This window comes from Rhizobium sp. BK399 (assembly GCF_014194695.1).
GTDB lineage: Bacteria > Pseudomonadota > Alphaproteobacteria > Rhizobiales > Rhizobiaceae > Rhizobium.
Map to the genome: position 1 here is coordinate 266,141 of NZ_JACIAH010000007.1, position 17,509 is coordinate 283,649.

General features: G+C 60.0%; 16 protein-coding genes, 1 tRNA gene and 1 riboswitch. Of the genes, 8 read left to right on the top strand and 9 right to left on the bottom strand.

All coding sequences use genetic code 11. The features are described 5' to 3' along the window. Positions 1-37 precede the first annotated feature (37 nt). Positions 38-547, bottom strand: coding sequence for a prolyl-tRNA synthetase associated domain-containing protein (locus tag FHT97_RS17260; RefSeq protein WP_183755118.1), 510 nt, complete (start codon positions 545-547; stop codon positions 38-40). Between the two features lie 251 nt (positions 548-798). Here FHT97_RS17260 and FHT97_RS17265 point away from each other — a divergent pair. After that, positions 799-873, top strand: a tRNA-Gly gene (locus tag FHT97_RS17265). Positions 874-1,280: 407 nt separating this feature from the next. Here the strand turns inward: FHT97_RS17265 and FHT97_RS17270 are convergent. The 8 genes from FHT97_RS17270 to FHT97_RS17305 form a co-directional block, all read right to left on the bottom strand. Beyond that, positions 1,281-2,090 carry a sulfite exporter TauE/SafE family protein gene (locus tag FHT97_RS17270; protein WP_183863826.1) on the bottom strand — a complete coding sequence of 270 codons (810 nt, stop codon included), beginning with the start codon at positions 2,088-2,090 and terminating at the stop codon, positions 1,281-1,283. 289 nt (positions 2,091-2,379) lie between these two features. After that, entirely contained in the window at positions 2,380-2,562 is a 183-nt protein-coding gene (locus FHT97_RS17275; protein WP_183863765.1) for a hypothetical protein, read from the bottom strand. A 114-nt stretch (positions 2,563-2,676) separates the two neighbouring features. After that, a complete protein-coding gene (locus tag FHT97_RS17280; protein ID WP_183863766.1) occupies positions 2,677-3,726 on the bottom strand; it encodes an Ldh family oxidoreductase in 1,050 nt (349 codons plus the stop codon). 33 nt (positions 3,727-3,759) lie between these two features. Beyond that, positions 3,760-4,725 (bottom strand): hydroxyacid dehydrogenase, encoded by a 966-nt coding sequence (locus FHT97_RS17285; protein WP_183863767.1) that lies wholly within the window; start codon positions 4,723-4,725, stop codon positions 3,760-3,762. A 77-nt stretch (positions 4,726-4,802) separates the two neighbouring features. Beyond that, on the bottom strand, positions 4,803-5,792 hold the full coding sequence (pdxA, locus tag FHT97_RS17290; protein WP_183863768.1) for a 4-hydroxythreonine-4-phosphate dehydrogenase PdxA: 990 nt from the start codon (positions 5,790-5,792) through the stop codon (positions 4,803-4,805). A 31-nt stretch (positions 5,793-5,823) separates the two neighbouring features. Further along, positions 5,824-6,957, bottom strand: a complete 1,134-nt coding sequence (locus tag FHT97_RS17295; RefSeq protein WP_183863769.1) for an iron-containing alcohol dehydrogenase — start codon at positions 6,955-6,957, stop codon at positions 5,824-5,826. Positions 6,958-7,304: 347 nt separating this feature from the next. Then, positions 7,305-8,492, bottom strand: a complete 1,188-nt coding sequence (locus FHT97_RS17300; protein WP_183863770.1) for an exo-alpha-sialidase — start codon at positions 8,490-8,492, stop codon at positions 7,305-7,307. Positions 8,493-8,502: 10 nt separating this feature from the next. Further along, positions 8,503-9,408, bottom strand: coding sequence for a dihydrodipicolinate synthase family protein (locus FHT97_RS17305; protein WP_183863771.1), 906 nt, complete (start codon positions 9,406-9,408; stop codon positions 8,503-8,505). 307 nt (positions 9,409-9,715) lie between these two features. On the opposite strand from FHT97_RS17305, the gene FHT97_RS17310 reads away from it, so the two are divergent. From FHT97_RS17310 to FHT97_RS17340, 7 genes are all read left to right on the top strand, one after another. Continuing rightward, a complete protein-coding gene (locus tag FHT97_RS17310) occupies positions 9,716-11,365 on the top strand; it encodes an ABC transporter substrate-binding protein (RefSeq protein WP_183755110.1) in 1,650 nt (549 codons plus the stop codon). Between the two features lie 141 nt (positions 11,366-11,506). Further along, positions 11,507-12,463, top strand: coding sequence for an ABC transporter permease (locus tag FHT97_RS17315; RefSeq protein ID WP_183755109.1), 957 nt, complete (start codon positions 11,507-11,509; stop codon positions 12,461-12,463). 2 nt (positions 12,464-12,465) lie between these two features. Continuing rightward, positions 12,466-13,428 carry an ABC transporter permease gene (locus tag FHT97_RS17320; protein WP_016556690.1) on the top strand — a complete coding sequence of 321 codons (963 nt, stop codon included), beginning with the start codon at positions 12,466-12,468 and terminating at the stop codon, positions 13,426-13,428. After that, positions 13,428-14,435, top strand: a complete 1,008-nt coding sequence (locus FHT97_RS17325; RefSeq protein ID WP_183863772.1) for an ABC transporter ATP-binding protein — start codon at positions 13,428-13,430, stop codon at positions 14,433-14,435. Before FHT97_RS17320 ends, FHT97_RS17325 begins: the two co-directional genes overlap by 1 nt. Next, a complete protein-coding gene (locus FHT97_RS17330) occupies positions 14,435-15,427 on the top strand; it encodes an oligopeptide/dipeptide ABC transporter ATP-binding protein (RefSeq protein ID WP_183863773.1) in 993 nt (330 codons plus the stop codon). The genes FHT97_RS17325 and FHT97_RS17330 overlap by 1 nt, the downstream gene beginning before the upstream one ends. Then, positions 15,424-16,485, top strand: coding sequence for a four-carbon acid sugar kinase family protein (locus FHT97_RS17335; RefSeq protein WP_183863774.1), 1,062 nt, complete (start codon positions 15,424-15,426; stop codon positions 16,483-16,485). Before FHT97_RS17330 ends, FHT97_RS17335 begins: the two co-directional genes overlap by 4 nt. A gap of 18 nt (positions 16,486-16,503) precedes the next feature. Then, a complete protein-coding gene (locus FHT97_RS17340) occupies positions 16,504-17,274 on the top strand; it encodes a FadR/GntR family transcriptional regulator (RefSeq protein WP_183755105.1) in 771 nt (256 codons plus the stop codon). 47 nt (positions 17,275-17,321) lie between these two features. Continuing rightward, a riboswitch (TPP riboswitch) is annotated at positions 17,322-17,433 on the top strand. Positions 17,434-17,509 lie beyond the last annotated feature (76 nt).

A 17,509-nucleotide genomic window follows, 5' to 3' on the forward strand; every position in this document is an offset into this window, starting at 1 on the left:
GCCGGTCAGCCGGCTTGTGTAGCGCTAAAATCGTATGTCAGGACGTCACTTTCAAGACAAGCGGCTTGTGTCCTGTTGCTTCCATAAAGCGAATAAGGTCGCTGCTGGCAATCGATGTCGTGGCATCGTTCGACAGCGGATGACAGTTGATGATCTCATCCTTCATCAGATCGGCATCGAGAACGAATGTGACATGTCCGCCTGTATCGTTGATGGCCCCAAAAGCCGTAACCGCCCCCGGAACAACGCCCAGATACTCCATCAGCTTTTCCGGTTTCCCGAATGAGACCTTGCTGGAAGCGCCGATCAGCGTATGCACCGTTTTCAGATCCACAGCTGCATTCTCTTCTACCGTCAGCAGGAAGAACTGATCTTTCTTGTCCTTCACAAAGAGATTTTTGGTGTGGCCCCCGGGAATTTCATCGCGCAGTGCCACCGATTCGGCGACCGTGAAGACCGGCGCATGATCCTTGGTGCTGTGCTTTATCTCCAGGCCGTCAAGGAAAGCAAAAAGGTCATTTCTGGTCTTCGGCGTCACATCGGTCATCGTAAAATCCGTGGGTCTGAGAGCGACAAGGTGCCTGATTACGGTCCGCGATCGCCTTTTGCAATGTTCGTGGTTGACGCTTGGCCCTGCATTTGCGGCACTTCCGATGTCTTCGAACGAGGCCCGGAAATTTTTCTTCGAAATTCCGTCATTTCCCTGTTGCATTTGAAAATCGTTTGGGCGATATAGCGCCCGTCGCCGCAAGGTGGCGCCCACGGTCCTCACAACTACCCCGGACCGGTGCGGATTGAGCGGGTGTAGCTCAGGGGTAGAGCACAACCTTGCCAAGGTTGGGGTCGAGGGTTCAAATCCCTTCGCCCGCTCCAAATTTCCTCGAATAAGTCAACATCTTAAGACCTCGCTTGTCGAGGAGCCAATTCGGGCTTTTGGCCGTGTCGCCACCGGAAAGACGGCGCAGCGTAACGGCACCTCAGTACCCAACCGACTCACGACGGGCTATACCTTGCTTGCGCTGCCGGGCTTCTGTGGCCGAATGGAGCCATGTCATGGAAGAACAAGGTCACGACGGGTGGGGATTTTATCGGCACGGTTTCTTTGTGGGAAGGGGGCTCCTTTTAACAACGCCGCCCCCATCCCGCCGAAGCCCCCCCCCGCAGGGGCGGGAGCCAATCAACCCCTTCTTACTACTGCTCGGGGGTGTCAGGTTCCGGCGCTGGTGGGCGCTTACTCTTAGATTTAGATTCCTTACGGGGGAGACAGGGCTTTGTCGGAACTAGCGGTGTCGCCAGACCTTGAGGGCGGAAACCAGCAGGATCAAAGCAAGAGCTGGGAGCAGGAAAGCGTTGGGCACGATGCCGAGCAGCTTGCCGCCGATGAAAGTTCCGACGATCGACCCAGCTGCCATGACGAGCAGGAAAAGCCGGTTGCGCCCAAGAACGGAAAAACTTTGGTCGCGGCTGTAGCGCGTGAAACCGACAAGCATTGTCGGCAGGCTCACTGCAAGGGAGATAGAGCCAGCTAGCTTGATGTCTGCCCCGAATAATATCACCAAAGTCGCGACTAGAAGTTCACCGGCCGCCACACCAAGCAGCGAGGCAACTGTCCCGATGACGAAGCCCGCGAGGACCCCCGCGACCAGTTGCGCGCCCCCCGTCAGAAGCGGCTGCCCAGCCGCTACGTCACGCCCAACTACCAACACGATCGCGAATTCTACGAGCAGAATGGCGATGACTTTGTACAACGTGTCGGACTTTAGACGCGTAGCCAAACCCGCTCCGAACCATGCGCCTAAAAGGCTTCCGGCGAGGAGATTGACGATGATAGGCCAGCTTGCCGCAATCGTGCCGAAAGGAACCGTTGCCGCCCGAAACAGCAATGCCGATGCAACGACAACGAGGCTCATGGCCTTGTTGAGAATGATTGCTTCCAAAGCCGGAAAATTGAAAAGGCCAATCAAAAGGGGCAAGCGAAACTGACCACCACCGAGGCCGATCAGTCCAGCGAATGCGCCGATGACACCTCCACCACCTAAAGCCATCGGAAGGTTGCGTGATTGCTGCGCAATAGAGGTGTCGTCCGTCATCATCCAAGCTCCGCGAAAATCTCACCTCTTGTAGTGGTAGCTGGATGTCGTCAGTTGGGCTACTGCGCGTTTGGTCCTCGCCCGACCGCAAACTGCGCCTCCCACTCCGAAACGGAAAGCTCAAGAACACGCGTTGGTAGTGATGATGACTTATGGATAATCTAAAGTTTCTGTTTAGCCTCCAGGCCCAACAACTTTGCCTGTCCCATGATCGCGGCGACCATGCCACCCGCGTTCCTGCCCTTTCCGCAATACCGGTATGGTCGGTCCTTAGATCCTCGAAGGGCGGTCAGCGGATTTTAGTTGCGGGCGACGTCCAGGCATTTTCCGCGGCTTTCTTTGCCAGCGCAAGGTCGCGCTCATCCCGCTGCTCGGCGTTGTCGCGAACCGTTTCGGCCTGCCGGTCGGCAATGTAGGGTGCCAGCATTTGCTCCAAATGAGCCGCTGTCAGTCCGCCTGCAAAGCTCCTCATCTCTTCCCTCGCCCTGTTTACCGTTTGTAAACATTTAGCGGGTCACAGCGCTGATCGAAATGGTTCGATCGAACTCTCCCCGTGCTTTTTCGGGGACAAGACAAGCGCCCGAGACTAGGGGGTGGCCACCCCTAGCCGTTCGGCATGCGGCGCAAGTGAGGTCATGATATTGGGGTGGAGCATGATCCCTTCAGCGAGAGCCTCGCGCTTGCGGGCCAGCCCGTTTTCTCCCGGCAGCCGAACGCGCGCAACACCCGGTCGCGGGGGATTGCTGCGGCATGCCTCGGCAAGCCAGCCCGTCTGCCGTAGAAAGGCATCGCGGCCACCAAAAGCTTCAGGGTCGAAAACCTGGACGGTGACTGCCGCGTTTGTCCCCTTCAATTCGTCGACACGCCCAAGACCGCCAAGCCCCTGCGTGAAGGCCTCGACATGAAGCGCCATGCCATAGCCCTTCTGGCCATGATCGAGCCCTCCCACCGGCATAAGCGTGCCGCCACGGTCGATCACCCGCGGATCACGGCTGGGCTCGCCGTTCTCATCCATCAGCCACTCGTGCTCATATTGCCGGCCCTCGCGCACCAACCGCTGCGCCATGTTGACCGTCGTGATCGAAGCGCTGATATCGATCAGGATGGGATCGCCGGGCGTTGGGATGCCATGGGCAACCGGGTTGGGAGTATAGACACCCTTTCGTCCGCCGAAAGGCGCGACCTGTCCACCGGATGGGCTGGAGCTTGCGATGCTGACCATGTAGCCGCGATCCGTGGCGATGGTGAGATAGGCGGCGAGACAACCGATATGATGACTGTCGGCGATCGCGATCGTGGCTGTGCCGTAGGTGGCAGCGCGCTCGCAGGCGAGTTTCACCGCTTCGGATGTCAGCCACGCACCGGGAAGGCGGCGCCCACGCCAGGCAACGGCTGGACCACGATCCGACAGAATATCCGGCACGCCCTCACGGTTCATCACACCATCGGCGATGCTTTGCAGATACCAGCCGGCCAATGCCAGGCCATGCGTCGTGTGGCCCATCAAATCGGCTTCGACGAGATAGTGCGCAACGGCGCCCGCCTTTTCCTCCTCAAGTCCGGCGGCGCCAAACAAGGACTGCGCAAACATGCGCAACGTATCCGGTGCATAGCGGATATCGGGAGCCTCGCCCATGTTGTTCTCCATCATTTGGCGGCAGCGAGCCGGTCAGCGCGCGAGAAAGCGGGGTTCCAATGTCTTGCCATCGAACGCCGCAAGCACGTTCTCGGCAGACATGATCGACACGGCGCGTTTCGCGTCGAGGGTGACGCCGGCGACGTGCGGGGTCACCAGCGTGTTCGGCAGTCGGAATAAGGGATTGTCGATGCCGGGCGGCTCGACGGCGAAACTGTCCAAACCGGCCCCGGCGAGGTGCCCATCTTCAAGCGCGGAAATCAATGCCTTCTCGTCGACCACTTCGCCTCGCGCCGTGTTGATCAATAGCGCGCCCCGCTTCATCAGCCTGATGCGACGAGCATCGATGAGGTTTTGTGTCTCCGGCGTCAACGGACAGTGGAGGCTGACAATGTCGGAGTTCGCAATGAGTGTATCCAGGTCGGTTTCGCGGGTGACCCCATCGTGAAACGCGTGACCGGGCGTATGTGGATCGAAGGCCGAGACGATCATGCCGATGGCGCCCGCCATACGGGCGAGCGTCTGGCCGATGAAGCCAAACCCGACAAGACCAAGCCGCTGGCCGCGCAACTCGCGCCCGTTATATTGGTTCTTGTCCCAAATACCGTCCCGGATGAGCCTGTCCTGGCGCGGCAAGTCCTTGACGAGCGCCATGATCAGCGCGAGCGCATGCTCGGCGACCGAGTGTCCGTTACTTCCCGTCGTCATCGACACGGGGGTGCCGAGCGCTGCGGCCGCCTTCACGTCGATGTCGTTCGTTCCGACCCCGTGCTTGGCGATGTGTCGGAGCCTTCCCCCCGCCTGCATTTCCTCAGCCCCAAGCAAGTCGGCGAGCAGACGCACGATGACTGCATCCGGCTTGTGGGCTTTCATAACCTCAATGACGGCCTGCCGGTCGATGTAGGGCGGCGTGGAGATGACGCGTACTCCGGCATTTTCCAAAAGCGCCCGGCCTTCGGGCGCCAATTCGCCACCAAGAATGACAACAGTCTTTTCCATTCGCTCAACTCCTCCAGCGAGCAAAGCAGCAGGCGGCACACCACGGCACGGCCAACAACCCCGCAAGAACCGACGCGCTAAGCCGCCCGCCGGCGTGGAGACCGCGCCATCAACCGCGCATAGGCGATGGCTGAAAGCATATTCACGTGGTTTGCCTTGCCCGTGCCGGCAATATCGAAGGCCGTGCCGTGGTCGACGGACACGCGATCGATCGGCAAGCCGAGTGAGACGTTGACCGCCGTGTCGAATGCGATGAGCTTGATCGGAATATGGCCCTGGTCGTGATACTGCGCGATAACAAGATCGAAGGCACCATTATAGGCACGCGCAAAGACCGTGTCGGCCGAGATCGGACCAACGACATCGATGCCCTTCGCCTGCGCCAGTTCGACGGCAGGCGCGAGGAATTCACTATCCTCGGTGCCGAACAGGCCGTTCTCGCCGCAGTGCGGGTTGAGACCGGCAACCGCGATCCGCGCCTTTCTGCCAAGGCGCATGAAATGATTGTGCCCCGCCTCGATCGTTGCGAGAACGCGCTCGGTCTTGGCGCGTTCGATAGCGCCCTTCAGCGAGATATGGGTAGAAACGTGGATGGTGTTCAGCCGCTCCGAAGCGAGCAGCATGAACGAGCTCTTCGAACCGGTGAGATGCGCCAGCAGGCCGGTGTGGCCGTCATAGTGATGGCCGGCGAGATTCATCGCTTCCTTATTGATCGGCGCGGTAACGATGACATCGGCGTTGCCTGACATCGCAAGATCGACGGCACGGCTGATGTAGCGCACCGACGCGTCACCCGCGACTGGACTGACCTTGCCGATCTCAGGCAGCGGCGCACCAAGCTCGACCTCGTCGACGGCAATCTTGCCCGCGCCAGCTGCATCCGCCGGCGCGAAGGAAAGCCCGGTTGCGGCGGCGCGATTGGCGCGCTCGAGCGCTTCCGTGTTGCCGACGATGACGAAATCGCGACGCTCCTGCTCCGGCATCGTGGCAAGCGCCTTGACAATCACCTCGGGGCCGACACCGGCCGGATCGCCGAGCGTCACGGCAACTTTCGCATTCCTGTCCATCACTCACGGTCCTCTTTGAATGAAAGCGGCCTCAAAAAGCGGCTTGGTAGATCGAGCGGATATCGGCGCGCGACAGGTCGCGCGGGTTGTTGTCCAGCAGGCGACGGATCGCAAAGGCATCGTCAGCCATCGCATCCAGATCACTTTCCGGCACGTCGAGGCCAGAGAGTTTCATTTCAATCCCGAGTTCGGCGCAAAAGGAATAGGCGGCATCGAAAACAGATTCGATATGGCCTGAAGTCTGGCGACCCAATGCTTCCATGATGATATTGGTCTTCTCAGGCACCGCCGGCGTATTGAAGGCGAGCACATGAGGGAAGATCAGCGCATTTGCCGCGCCGTGCGCCACATGCCAACGCGTACCGAGCGGATAGGCGAGAGCGTGACCACCAGCGGTATTGACCGGGCCGAGACAGAAGCCGCCATACAGGGAGGCAAGCGCCAGGCCGGCACGCGCCTCGGCGTCGGAGCCATCCTGAACGGCGCGAGCAAGATACTTGCCGACCAGCCGCGTTCCTTCGATCGCATAAAGGTCGATCATCGGATGCGCCTTGCGATTGGTGAAAGCCTCGACACAGTGCGCCATCGCGTCGACCCCGGTTGCCGCGGTCGTGCGCGCAGGCACGCTGAAGGTCAGCGCCGGATCGACAACCGCGATATCGGCCAGCATGTGCATGCTCTCGACGGCAAGCTTGGCCATCGTCGTGGGGTCGGTGACGAGGGCCCTGATGCCGGCCTCGCTGCCGGTGCCTGATGTCGTCGGCACCTGAGCTAGCGCAACGCGGCGCGGCCCCCTGACTTTGTTCGGCCCGACAACTTCATGCAATGTCTGCGAGGAACCGGCAAGCACTGCGGCAAGCTTGGCAAGGTCCATGGCACTGCCGCCGCCGAAGCCAACCACCAGTTGGGCGTCTGCTGCATTTGCCACGGCCAACACCTTGTCGAGATTGGCAGTATCCGGCTCTGGGGTTACATCGGCAAACACCGTGACGTCGCCCTTGAGGGCAAGCGTATCGACGCGCGTCGCGTTGAAGGCGTCGGAGATAACGAGAATCCTGCTGTAGCCTTTCTCGTTGGCCCACTTGCCGAGCCGCTCTGCCGTGCCGACGCCGAACTCGATCAGGTGCGGCCGGACGATTGTGATAGGCGAATCCAAGCTGACCACTGGACCACTCCTCCGTGCAAGTGCTGGCGACTTATCTCCGTCGCATAAGATGTAAATTTGTTATACAAAGCTACTGCATTTGGCAAGCAGTCAGATCGCCCGCGACGAGGAAATCGTGCTTTTGCCAATCACATCGCACGCCAATCCATCCAAATTTTGCGTCCAGATCGTTGATTTTGCAAATAAAAATGACAATAGCCTGAAATTGAGGTCATTGAGGTGGAGTTGGAGCCGAATGGCCATAAGAAAACGGGAAGTTGTTAAATGAGCGCGCGATCCGACCCACTTCTTCCGTCAAGAAGTGGAATCGGATCGAGGAAATTCACAACTGACAACCTATGAAGGTGTTACGCTATCGCATCGGCGGAAAGCCGCACGTATTTTATGGCACGGCGATAATAAGTGTAGGCGACATGCACCACGCCATCCGCTCCTTGAATAATCGAGGGGTAGGAAAACTCACGGTTCACCGAGTCTTTCGAATTGTTGCTCAAGCAATATCCGTCACCGGTATCAAGATCGACACGTCGGGGAAAGCTCACGCCGCCATCACCGGAGAGGGCAAGGCTGAGCGGCGCGCGAGGGACGCCCCAGACGGCCTTGCGTCGCTCGCTTGTTTGCACCGGCGCCACCTTTGTCCCCTCGTCGCCTTCGATCTCATCGTAAAGCGACTGGCGCCGAGCATCCGAGGTCGAGGCATTGGAATGGTTGTAAACCATTGCGATCATGCCGTTTTCCAGTCGCGTCGCCTGGATCGACGAGTTGTTGTTCGGCAGATCAATCGGCCGAGGCGCGCTCCAATGTGCGCCGCCATCACTCGAGCGGCTGGACAAGACCGATTCGGCAAATCGATTGCGATAGAAGGCCACAAGGTTGTCGCCGTCGATCGGCACGATATTCATGTGAACCGCGCCGATACTATCCGGGACCTCCGTCATGACCCAGCTTTTGCCCGCGTCGCGCGAGATCAGCACGCCCGCCGTATCGACGTCTCCCGTCCAGCGTTCTCCGGGCAATCCAATGCAGCGAAAGACCGGCAACAGCCAGGTGCCAGTGCGATTGACGATGATCGGCTGGCGCACGAACGTGCCCGGAATATCACAGAGAACGCGCACCTCTCCGAAGGTTTTTCCGCCATCCTCCGAGATACGACATTTTACAATCGAGCCGTCCTGGTTGCCCGAGGTCTGCGAGGTATAAAGTAACCAGACTTTTCCGTCTGGCGCATTGAAAACTAAAGGATTTTGTTCGGATTTCGCCGGATCGTCCGACATCTTCTCCGGCTGCGACCAGCCCGCCGCTCCCGTCGCCAGTCGCGACATGTAAATGGAGATATCACCCATTCCCTCCATCGTGCCTCCGAACCAAACGCAAGTCAGGGTTCCATCTGGCAGAAATGCGAGATTGGCCGCGTGATTCTGGATACAGGGAGAGGGTAGATACGCTTCAGCGCGACCCTTCTCGGCGGACTGCTCGGCGATGTCTCCGGTCATCAACGCCGGAACCGCCTCGGGCGGCAAACCTGTAAAGCTCATGTTCCATCCCTCACGGCAGCTTGGCATAGGCTTCGGAAAGCGCCGCATAGTCGGCGTCGCTGATTGGCATCAACGGCGCACGGGTCCGCCGCCAGGCTGCGTTACCGGTCTTGAGACCCACCATTGCCTTGATCGTCGGAATCTGGACATAGGAGTTAGAGAGCGTTCGATAGGCATTGATGCGAGCTTGGGCAATCTCGACCTCGCCGGCACACGCCTCATCGTGGACCTTGTCGTATACGGTGCGCAGCGAGTCCGCGACGAGGTTGGAGGTTGCCGTGATGCAGCCCGCACCTCCCGCCTTCAGGAGCGGCAAGAGCAGTGGATCAGCTCCGGCCAGCACGGAAAAGCCCGGATAAGCGGCGATGATCGCCTGCATGTTATTGAAATCACCTGCGGATTCCTTGATTCCGACGACCGTGTTCGGGAATGCTTCGATCAGCCTGCCGATCAACGGGATCGAAAGCGGAACGCCTGAGACTTGCGGGATATGATAGAGAATGACCTGCAGCCTGACATCGCCGATCTTTTCCAAAACCTGCGAATAGGCAGCAAACAACCCGTCGTCGGATACGCCTTTATAATAGAAGGGCGGCAGCATCACGACCTTTGTCACGCCAAGAGAGAGCGCATGCTTGGTCAACTCCACCGTTTCCGGAATGGCAACGACACCAGTACCGGGAAGCAGCTTGTCGGCGGGCACGCCTGCCTTGAGGGCTGCCTCAAGGATCGACCGACGCTCGCCGGAGGAGAAGGAATTCGCCTCACCGGTCGTGCCAAGCAGCGCTACGCCGTGACATCCTTCCCGCAACAAGCGTTGGCAGTGCTCGGTGAAAAGGTCCAGGTCCGGGCTGCCGTCCGCATTGAGCGGGGTCGCCGCCGCGCTGAATACGCCTGAAATCTTGTAATCGTTCATATCGTCCTCCTCGGATGAACGCCGCACAGCTGGCGGCCAAGGCGGGAACTCGAGCCCGCGAGATGCGGTTTTCATCTTCCTCACAGCAGATGTTGTCAATATGACAATATGCGACAGCGGCTTGTGATATTTGCAACTAACTGAAAACGCGAAATAAAATATTTTAGATCTTCCTCAAGCTCGAGGCATGGATTAATTTTAGTTGACATATTTACATTATCGAGCGAGTGTCTGCGCCATGTCGTGATGCACTTTCGGGATAGAGTGGAAAGTGGAGACGCCATCAATTTTGCCATGGGAGGACACTATGACTGACCGCAATGAAGGGAAATCTGCGCAGGGAACGCAGATGTCACGCCGCGAGGCTTTGAAGCTCGGCCTCGCCGCTGGCGTTGGCCTCACCGTATTCGGGATGAACGCCCGGATCGTGTTCGCCGATGAGGGACAGGTTCTCAAGGCCGCGCATCCGGCGTTCGACCAAGACTGGTCACCGCTGCGCGGCGGCGGACGCCCGTTCCGCTGGAACTCGATCTGGTGGGCTTCGCCGATGTATTTCGATAGCGAAGGCAAGATCAAGCCATATGTCTTCACCAGCTGGGACTCGCCTGACAACAAGGTCTGGACCTTCAAGATCGACCCCAAGGCCGTCTTCTCCGACGGCAGCAAGATCACCTCGGCTGATGTCAAGGGCTCCTGGGAAGTTGCTTCCATGCCCAACACGAAGAGCCAGCGCGCCGACCAAGTGCTGAGCAAGGTTCAGGGCTATAAGGAAATCAGCGGCGGTTCCGGCAACGAACTGACGGGCGTTGCAACGCCTGATGAAGGCACGGTTGTCGTCACCCTGACGGAAGTCGACCCGATCTTCTTCATGCGCCTTGCCAACCACATTGCTCCCATCACCAAGGCGGCGCAGTCGCGCGGCAGTGACGGCGAGGAAGTTGCCGATTGGTACAAGCCTGACAGCAAGCCCGTTTTCTCCGGCCCGTTCAAGCTGACCAGCCTCGACATCGACGCCGGCAAGCTGGTCTTCGAACCGAACGAGAATTTCTTCGGGCCGAAGCCGAAGCTGGCGCGCATCGAAATCACGTCGGTGGAAGACAACGTCACCGCGACCTCGCTGATCAATTCGGGCGAGTTCAACGCTCACACCGAGCTCGTGACCTCCACCATTATCCAGGACCTCGGTCCGGAATTCTCCTCCGGCCCGCTGATCCCGACCAGCCAGCACTTCTGGTTCAACGTCACTCGTGCCCCGATGGACGACCCCAAGGTTCGCCAGGCGCTGATCATGGCGATCGACCGCGACGGTCTCTTCAAGGCTTCCTACCCGGATGGACCGCACAAGAAGGCGGATCAGATCCTCAATTCCGTGCCCGGCGCCGACAATTCCGGCTTCGAGCCCTATCCGTACGATCCGGCAGCCGCCAAGAAGCTGCTCGCCGAGTCGAGCTATGGCGGCCCCGAGCGTCTGCCGAAGATCTTGTTCGTCGGCATTTCCGCGCCGGCCATCGAAGCTGCGGCCCAGTTCATTGCCGAGCAGTGGCGCCAGAATCTCGGCATCACCGCCGTCGACATGAAGCCGCAGCAGGACTCCTACGCAGGTCCGGACCAGAACGCGGTACAGATCTTCCGTGACGACGTCGGCACGCGTGTTCCGGACGCCGTTTCCTATCTTGCGGGCTGCATCGCTTCGACCTCATCGAACGCGCAGAACAAGCTTGGCGGATACAAGAACGAGAAGGTCGACGCGGCCCTTGCGGAAGCGGCCACGAAGGCCGCCGACGATCCGCAACGCGTCAAGCTCGCCCAAGATGCGCAGAAGGCGTTCCGCGAGGATTGGGCGTTCATTCCGTGGTATTCTCAGGCGATGTCGCGCTGGGCCACCAAGGAGGTCAAGGGCATGGAAAAGAACCTCGACTGGCAGGTCGTCGCGCCCTGGGACATTTCCGTCGGCTGAGCTGTCGAACGTCCCGAATAGATAGCCTTCTGGCAAATTAGCAACCGCGCGAAGACCGCAGGGCCTTCGCGCAAGTTTCAAGAAGACATCGCATGTCCGCCTTGATGCGGAAAGGTGTCTGCCAACCGGTGGGAGATGACCTTGTTACGCTACGTGCTAACCCGGTTTGCCATCTGGATTCCGTCCGTGCTGATCGTCATGCTGGCCGTCTACGCGCTGGCTTTCTACGGCGCCGGCGATCCGATCAAGTTGATCTTTCTGCGCGCACCCGGCGATGTTGCCTATAACCCACAGCGCATCGAAGCCATCCGCGAGAGCGCCGGCCTCAACAAGCCGTTCATCGAGCAGTTCGGCTTTTACATCTGGAATCTTCTGCATGGCCAGTTCGGCAATTCGCTGACTTCGGGCCGTTCGGTCTGGGCCATGGTTTCGGCTGCGGCACCGGTTTCCTTCCAACTCGCGCTCTGTTCCATCATTCTGACCGCTGTCGTCGCCATTCCGCTCGGCATGATCGCGGCACTCAACCAGAACACGCGACTCGACTACACGATCCTGGGCAGCGCGCTCTTTCTCTGGGCGATCCCTGCCTATGTCGCCGGTCCGTTGCTGATGGTCGCGCTCATCGTGCTGCTGCCGATGATCAAGGTGCCTTATGGCTGGGGCGGCGTGTTCGACGTGCGCATCCTCTTGCCGCTGCTCGTATTGTCGTTCCAGCCGATCGCACTGATCGTTCGCCAGACGCGCGCTGCGGTCATCGAAGTCCTGTCCGAGGATTTCGTCCGGACGGCCCGCGCCAAGGGCGTGCCTGAGATCGTCGTCGCTTTGCGCCACATCCTGCGCCCGGTGCTGACGCCTGTCGTCACTCAGCTCGGCCTGATCATGATCACGATCGTCAACGGGGCGATCTTCGTCGAGCTCGTCTTCGGCCTGCCGGGCCTCGGGCGCCTGACGGTGCAGGCGCTGACCAATTCTGACTATCCCGTCATCCTGGCGATCACGCTGATCGGTTCCTTCCTGGTCATGGCCTCGAACCTGTTGGTCGATGTGCTTTATCCGCTGCTTGATCCGCGCGCCAACGATGCAAGAAGGAGCCGCTGACCATGTCCGCCATCCCTCTCTCCACGATCGAAGCAACGCAGGAAGAGCCGCCGGTCAACCTGTGGCGTGACGCCTGGTACCGTCTGAAGCGCAACAAGCTTGCCCTTTTCGGTCTGGTTGTCGTGCTGATCCTCGGTTTCACCGCAATCTTCGGTCCATACCTGACGCCTTACGACTATCTGACGCAGGATCTGCAGGCGCGAAACGCGGTTCCGTCACTTCACCACCTGTTCGGTACCGATGATCTAGGTCGGGATGTTTTCAGCCGCGTCGTCTTCGGAACGCGCACGGCCTTCCTGGTTGCTATCGTCGTGACCTTCATCGCGGTTGCGATCGGTCTCGTGCTCGGTGCCATCGCCGGCTTCTTCGGCAACCCGTTCGACAGCGCCATCATGTGGCTGACTGACGTGACCATGTCGGTGCCGAATCTGCTGCTCGTCGTCGTCATCAACGCTTCGCTGAAAACGCCGATCGCAAAATGGATGGAGGCCCAGTACATGGCAACCCTCAATCCATTCTACCGCCAGACCATTTGGGTCGATTTCTTCCTCGTCTTCGGCTCGATGGCGCTGATCTCCTGGCCGCCCTATGCCCGCCTCGTGCGCGCTCAGGTGCTGTCGATCCGCAGCCGCCCCTATATCACCGCGGCACAGGCGCTTGGCCTCTCCAACTGGGTGATCATGAAGCGCTACGTCGTGCCAAACGCGCTCGGACCACTCATCGTCTCCGTCAGTGCTGGCCTCGGCACCGCCATGGTTCTGGAGAGCGCCTTCAGCTTCCTCGGCGTCGGCGTCAATCCGCCGACCCCCAGCTGGGGTAACATGATCTCGGATGGCCTGCGCGTCTGGCAGCACTATCCGCATCTCCTCGCCGCACCGGCAGCCGTTCTTGGCCTTGCCTCGGTTGCTTTCAGCTTCCTCGGCGATGGCCTCAACGACGCACTCAATCCGCGGGGCAGCAAGTGATGAACACAACCAAATCCAATGAACGCCTACTCGATGTGCGCGGTCTCACCGTCGAGATCGACGGACGCAATGGCCCTGCCGTCGTTGTCGACGGCATCGACCTACACGTCAACAAGGGCGAGACGCTCGGCGTCGTCGGCGAATCCGGCTGCGGCAAGAGCCTGACCATGCTCAGCCTGATGCGGCTCCTGCCCAACAAGATCAAGGTGACGAAGGGCTCCGCGAGCTTCGACGGCAACGACCTTCAGAAGATGTCCAACAAGGAACTGCGCAAGGTCCGCGGCGGCGACATCGGCTTCGTTTTCCAGGATCCGATGACATCGCTGAACCCCGTGATGCGCATCGGCGACCAGATCTGCGAACCGCTGATCTATCACCGCAAGATGAGCAAGGCGCAGGCCCGCCAGCGGGCTGTCGAACTGCTGCGGCTCGTTGGCATTCCGGGGCCGGAAGAGCGGCTGCAGGCCTATCCGCACGAGCTTTCGGGCGGAATGCGCCAGCGCGTCATGATCGCCATCGGCCTTGCCTGCAATCCGAAGCTCTTGATTGCTGACGAACCGACGACCGCGCTCGATGTGACCATCCAGGCCCAGATCGTCGATCTGGTGAAGGATCTGCGTGCCAAGCTCGGCATGTCTGTCGTCTGGATCACGCACGATCTCGCGCTGATCGCTGGTCTCGTCGATCGCGTCGCCGTCCTCTATGCCGGCACGGTTGTGGAAGATGCGCCGGTGGACGAACTCTACTCTCGTCCCAGCCATCCCTATACGCGCGGCCTTCTGGCCTCCATTCCCAAGCTTTCCGACGCCCCGGCAAGCCGGCTTTCTTCAATCGGCGGCACACCACCAGAGCCCGGTCGCCGGCCGAAGGGGTGCCCGTTTGCGCCACGCTGTCCGTTGGCCGAACCCGTGTGCCATGAGCGCGTGCCAAAGCTCGAGCCGCTCGCCGGAGCCGGGAATCATCGGGCCGCCTGTTTCGTTGTCCAGAAAGTGCAGGAGGCTGCGTGATGGGTGCACAACCGCTTCTCAAGGTCGAAAACCTCGTCAAGCATTTCCACGTCAAGCTCGGCGCCTTCGGCGAGCGTGCGGCGACGGTTTATGCGCTTGACAACGTCAACCTTGATATCATGGAAGGCGAGACGCTTTCCCTTGTCGGCGAATCCGGCTGCGGCAAGTCGACAACCGGCTTTACCATCCTCAACCTCTACAAGGCGACATCAGGCAAGGTCGTCTACAAGGGGCAGGATCTCGCGACCCTTGATGAGAAGCAGATGCGGCCGTTCCGCCGCGACCTGCAGATCGTCTTCCAGGACCCGTACTCGACGCTCAACCCGCGAATGACGATCGGCGAGGCAATCGGCGAGCCGATCCTGTTCCACAAGCTTTGCACCAAGGCGGAACTGAAGGACAGGATCGCGACGCTGCTGACCGACGTCGGGCTGCCGACCCGTTTTGCGCAGCGCTATCCGCATGAGCTTTCCGGCGGTCAGCGCCAGCGCGTGGTTATCGCCCGGGCGTTGGCGTGTCAGCCGAAGTTCATCGTCTGCGATGAGGCGATCTCCGCTCTCGACGTTTCCATTCAGGCGCAGATCATCAACCTGCTGCTCGACCTGCAGGAAAAATACGGGCTGACCTATCTGTTCATCGCCCACGATCTGGCGGTCGTACGCCATATCAGCACACGCGTCGGCGTCATGTATCTCGGTCGCCTTGCCGAACTTGCGACCCGCGAGGAGCTGTTCGAGAACCCGCTGCACCCTTACACCAAAGCGCTGCTCTCCGCCGTTCCGGAAACCGATCCGGAGCTGGAGCGTACTCGCAAGCGCCAGATCCTGCAGGGCGATGTGCCGAGCCCGCTTAGTCCACCGACCGGCTGCCGCTTCCATACCCGTTGCCCGATCGCCATGGAGGTCTGCAGCAAGATGATCCCCGAGTGGAAGGAAGCAAGGCCCGGCCATCTCGTCGCCTGCCATGCGGTCAACACGGAAACGAACGCATGACGCTTGAGGTCGCGATCATCGCTGACGATTTGACCGGCGCGCTCGACACGGGCACTCCGTTTGTCGATGCCGGTCTATCCGTCGCTGTCGCAATCGATGTGGATGCAATTCCCGAAGCGCTTCTGACTGGCTGCAACGTGGTTGTGGTCAACACAGCTTCACGAGCTCTCCTGGGGGAGGAAGCGGCGAGAAGAGCCACTGCTGCGGCGAAGGCTCTTCTTGCCGCCTCGCCGGGCATTGTCCTGAAGAAGATAGACTCCCGTCTCAAGGGCAATGTTGCAGCCGAAAGCGCTGCCTTGGCTGAAATTTTCGGTCACGGAGCCATCGTTGTGGCGCCTGCCATCCCCGACCAGCAGCGCTTGACCCGCGATGGCCATGTCTTTGGTCGTGGCGTAGCCGAACCCATCCCGATTGCTGAGCTCTTCAAGGCAAATGACGGCGAAGTGTTCGTGCGAGACGCCGAGACTGACAGTGACCTTGACCGACTGGTTGGCGAGTATGAGTGGAGGACGACGCTTGCTGTCGGCGCTCGCGGCTTGGGTGCTGCCTTTGCCCGAAAGATCGGGCAGACGGACCGACCACGCAAACCGCTTGCTGCATCATCCGAGACCATCTTTGCCTTTGGCTCTCGCGATCCGATCACGGCAGCACAAATGACCAAGCTGGAAGGGTCTGGCGCCCTGACTTCGACCATTGATGCCCCTATCGGAGCAGTGCCCCGCGAAGGGCAATTTACCTTGCCCCTGCTTCTGCGTTGCACGGGTGAAATAACCAGCGATGCAGCAGCAGTTGCCGACCGCTTCGCGAAAGGCGTAAAATCAGTCATAGATGCCACGCGCCCGGAAATGCTGATGGTCGGGGGCGGTGACACGGCGCTGGCGGTATTTTGTGAACTTGGAATTCGGGTCCTGATGCCGAAGGGCGAAATCGAGGCGGGGATTCCGTGGTTTGACGTTACGACTGCTGATGGCTTGCGTCTGCGCTGTGCGGTGAAGTCCGGGGGCTTTGGGAATTCTGATAGTTTGCTAAGACTGATTGCACAGAATCAGGCGGCATAAGCAATGCCGGCGGGGAGAATGAAGGTGGACGAAGCAAGCGGTGTATCGGCGAAAGCCCAGACGACCCCGGCAGCCAAGCCGGAGCGTGGCAAGGCCGTGAAGCTGGTCGATCGGGTCTTTGATCAGTTGCAGGAGCGCATTCGCTCAGGAAACTATCCTCCGGACTCGCGTCTTCCCGGCGAGCACGAACTTGCGTCGATGCTCGGCGTCTCCCGCCCGATCGTGCGCGACGCCTTGGCACGGCTGCGCGATCAGGGAATCGTCTATGCCCGTCAGGGAGCCGGAACCTTTGTCAGCGCCCACGGTTCGCCGACCACGCAACTTTCCTATTCGCCGGTCAAGACGATCGCGGATATCCAGCGCTGCTATGAGTTTCGCCTGACGATCGAGCCTGCTGCCGCCTACTTTGCTGCCAAGCGCCGCGACGAGGCGGCGATCCAAAAGATTGCCGCTGCGCTTGCCGATCTGCGCGAGGCAACCAGCCACCAGCTTCATCGCACCGACGCCGATTTCACGTTCCATCGTGCGGTCACCGAAGCCGCCAACAATCACTACTACACAGCCTCGATCGACGCCCTGAAGGCACACATCGCTGTCGGCATGCACCTTCACGGCCTATCGCTTCTTGGTCCGCGTCAAGGCCTGGAGCAGGTCTACGAGGAACACAACAAGATTTACCTCGCGATCGTCGAAGGCCGCGCGGAAGACGCACGAGCCTTGATGAAGGCCCATCTTGAGGGCTCGCAGAGCCGCCTCTTCGAAGGCCGCGCTCTGGACCTTTCCATGTAGTTGCGGCAGTTGGCTTGACAGCTTTGCCGCTCTGGCTCTAACCTTTTCGCATTCACCAGGGGGGTCCCGGCAAGGGGCTGAGATACTGCTATCGCGCGCAGTGACCCGTTGAACCTGATCCAGTTCATACTGGCGTAGGGACGGTGCAAGCGCTCGAAGGCATTGGGTTCTCGCGTGGAATCCGTGCCGGCGTCTTTTCATCATTCCGGCTGATGACTGGGTCTCCAAACCTAAA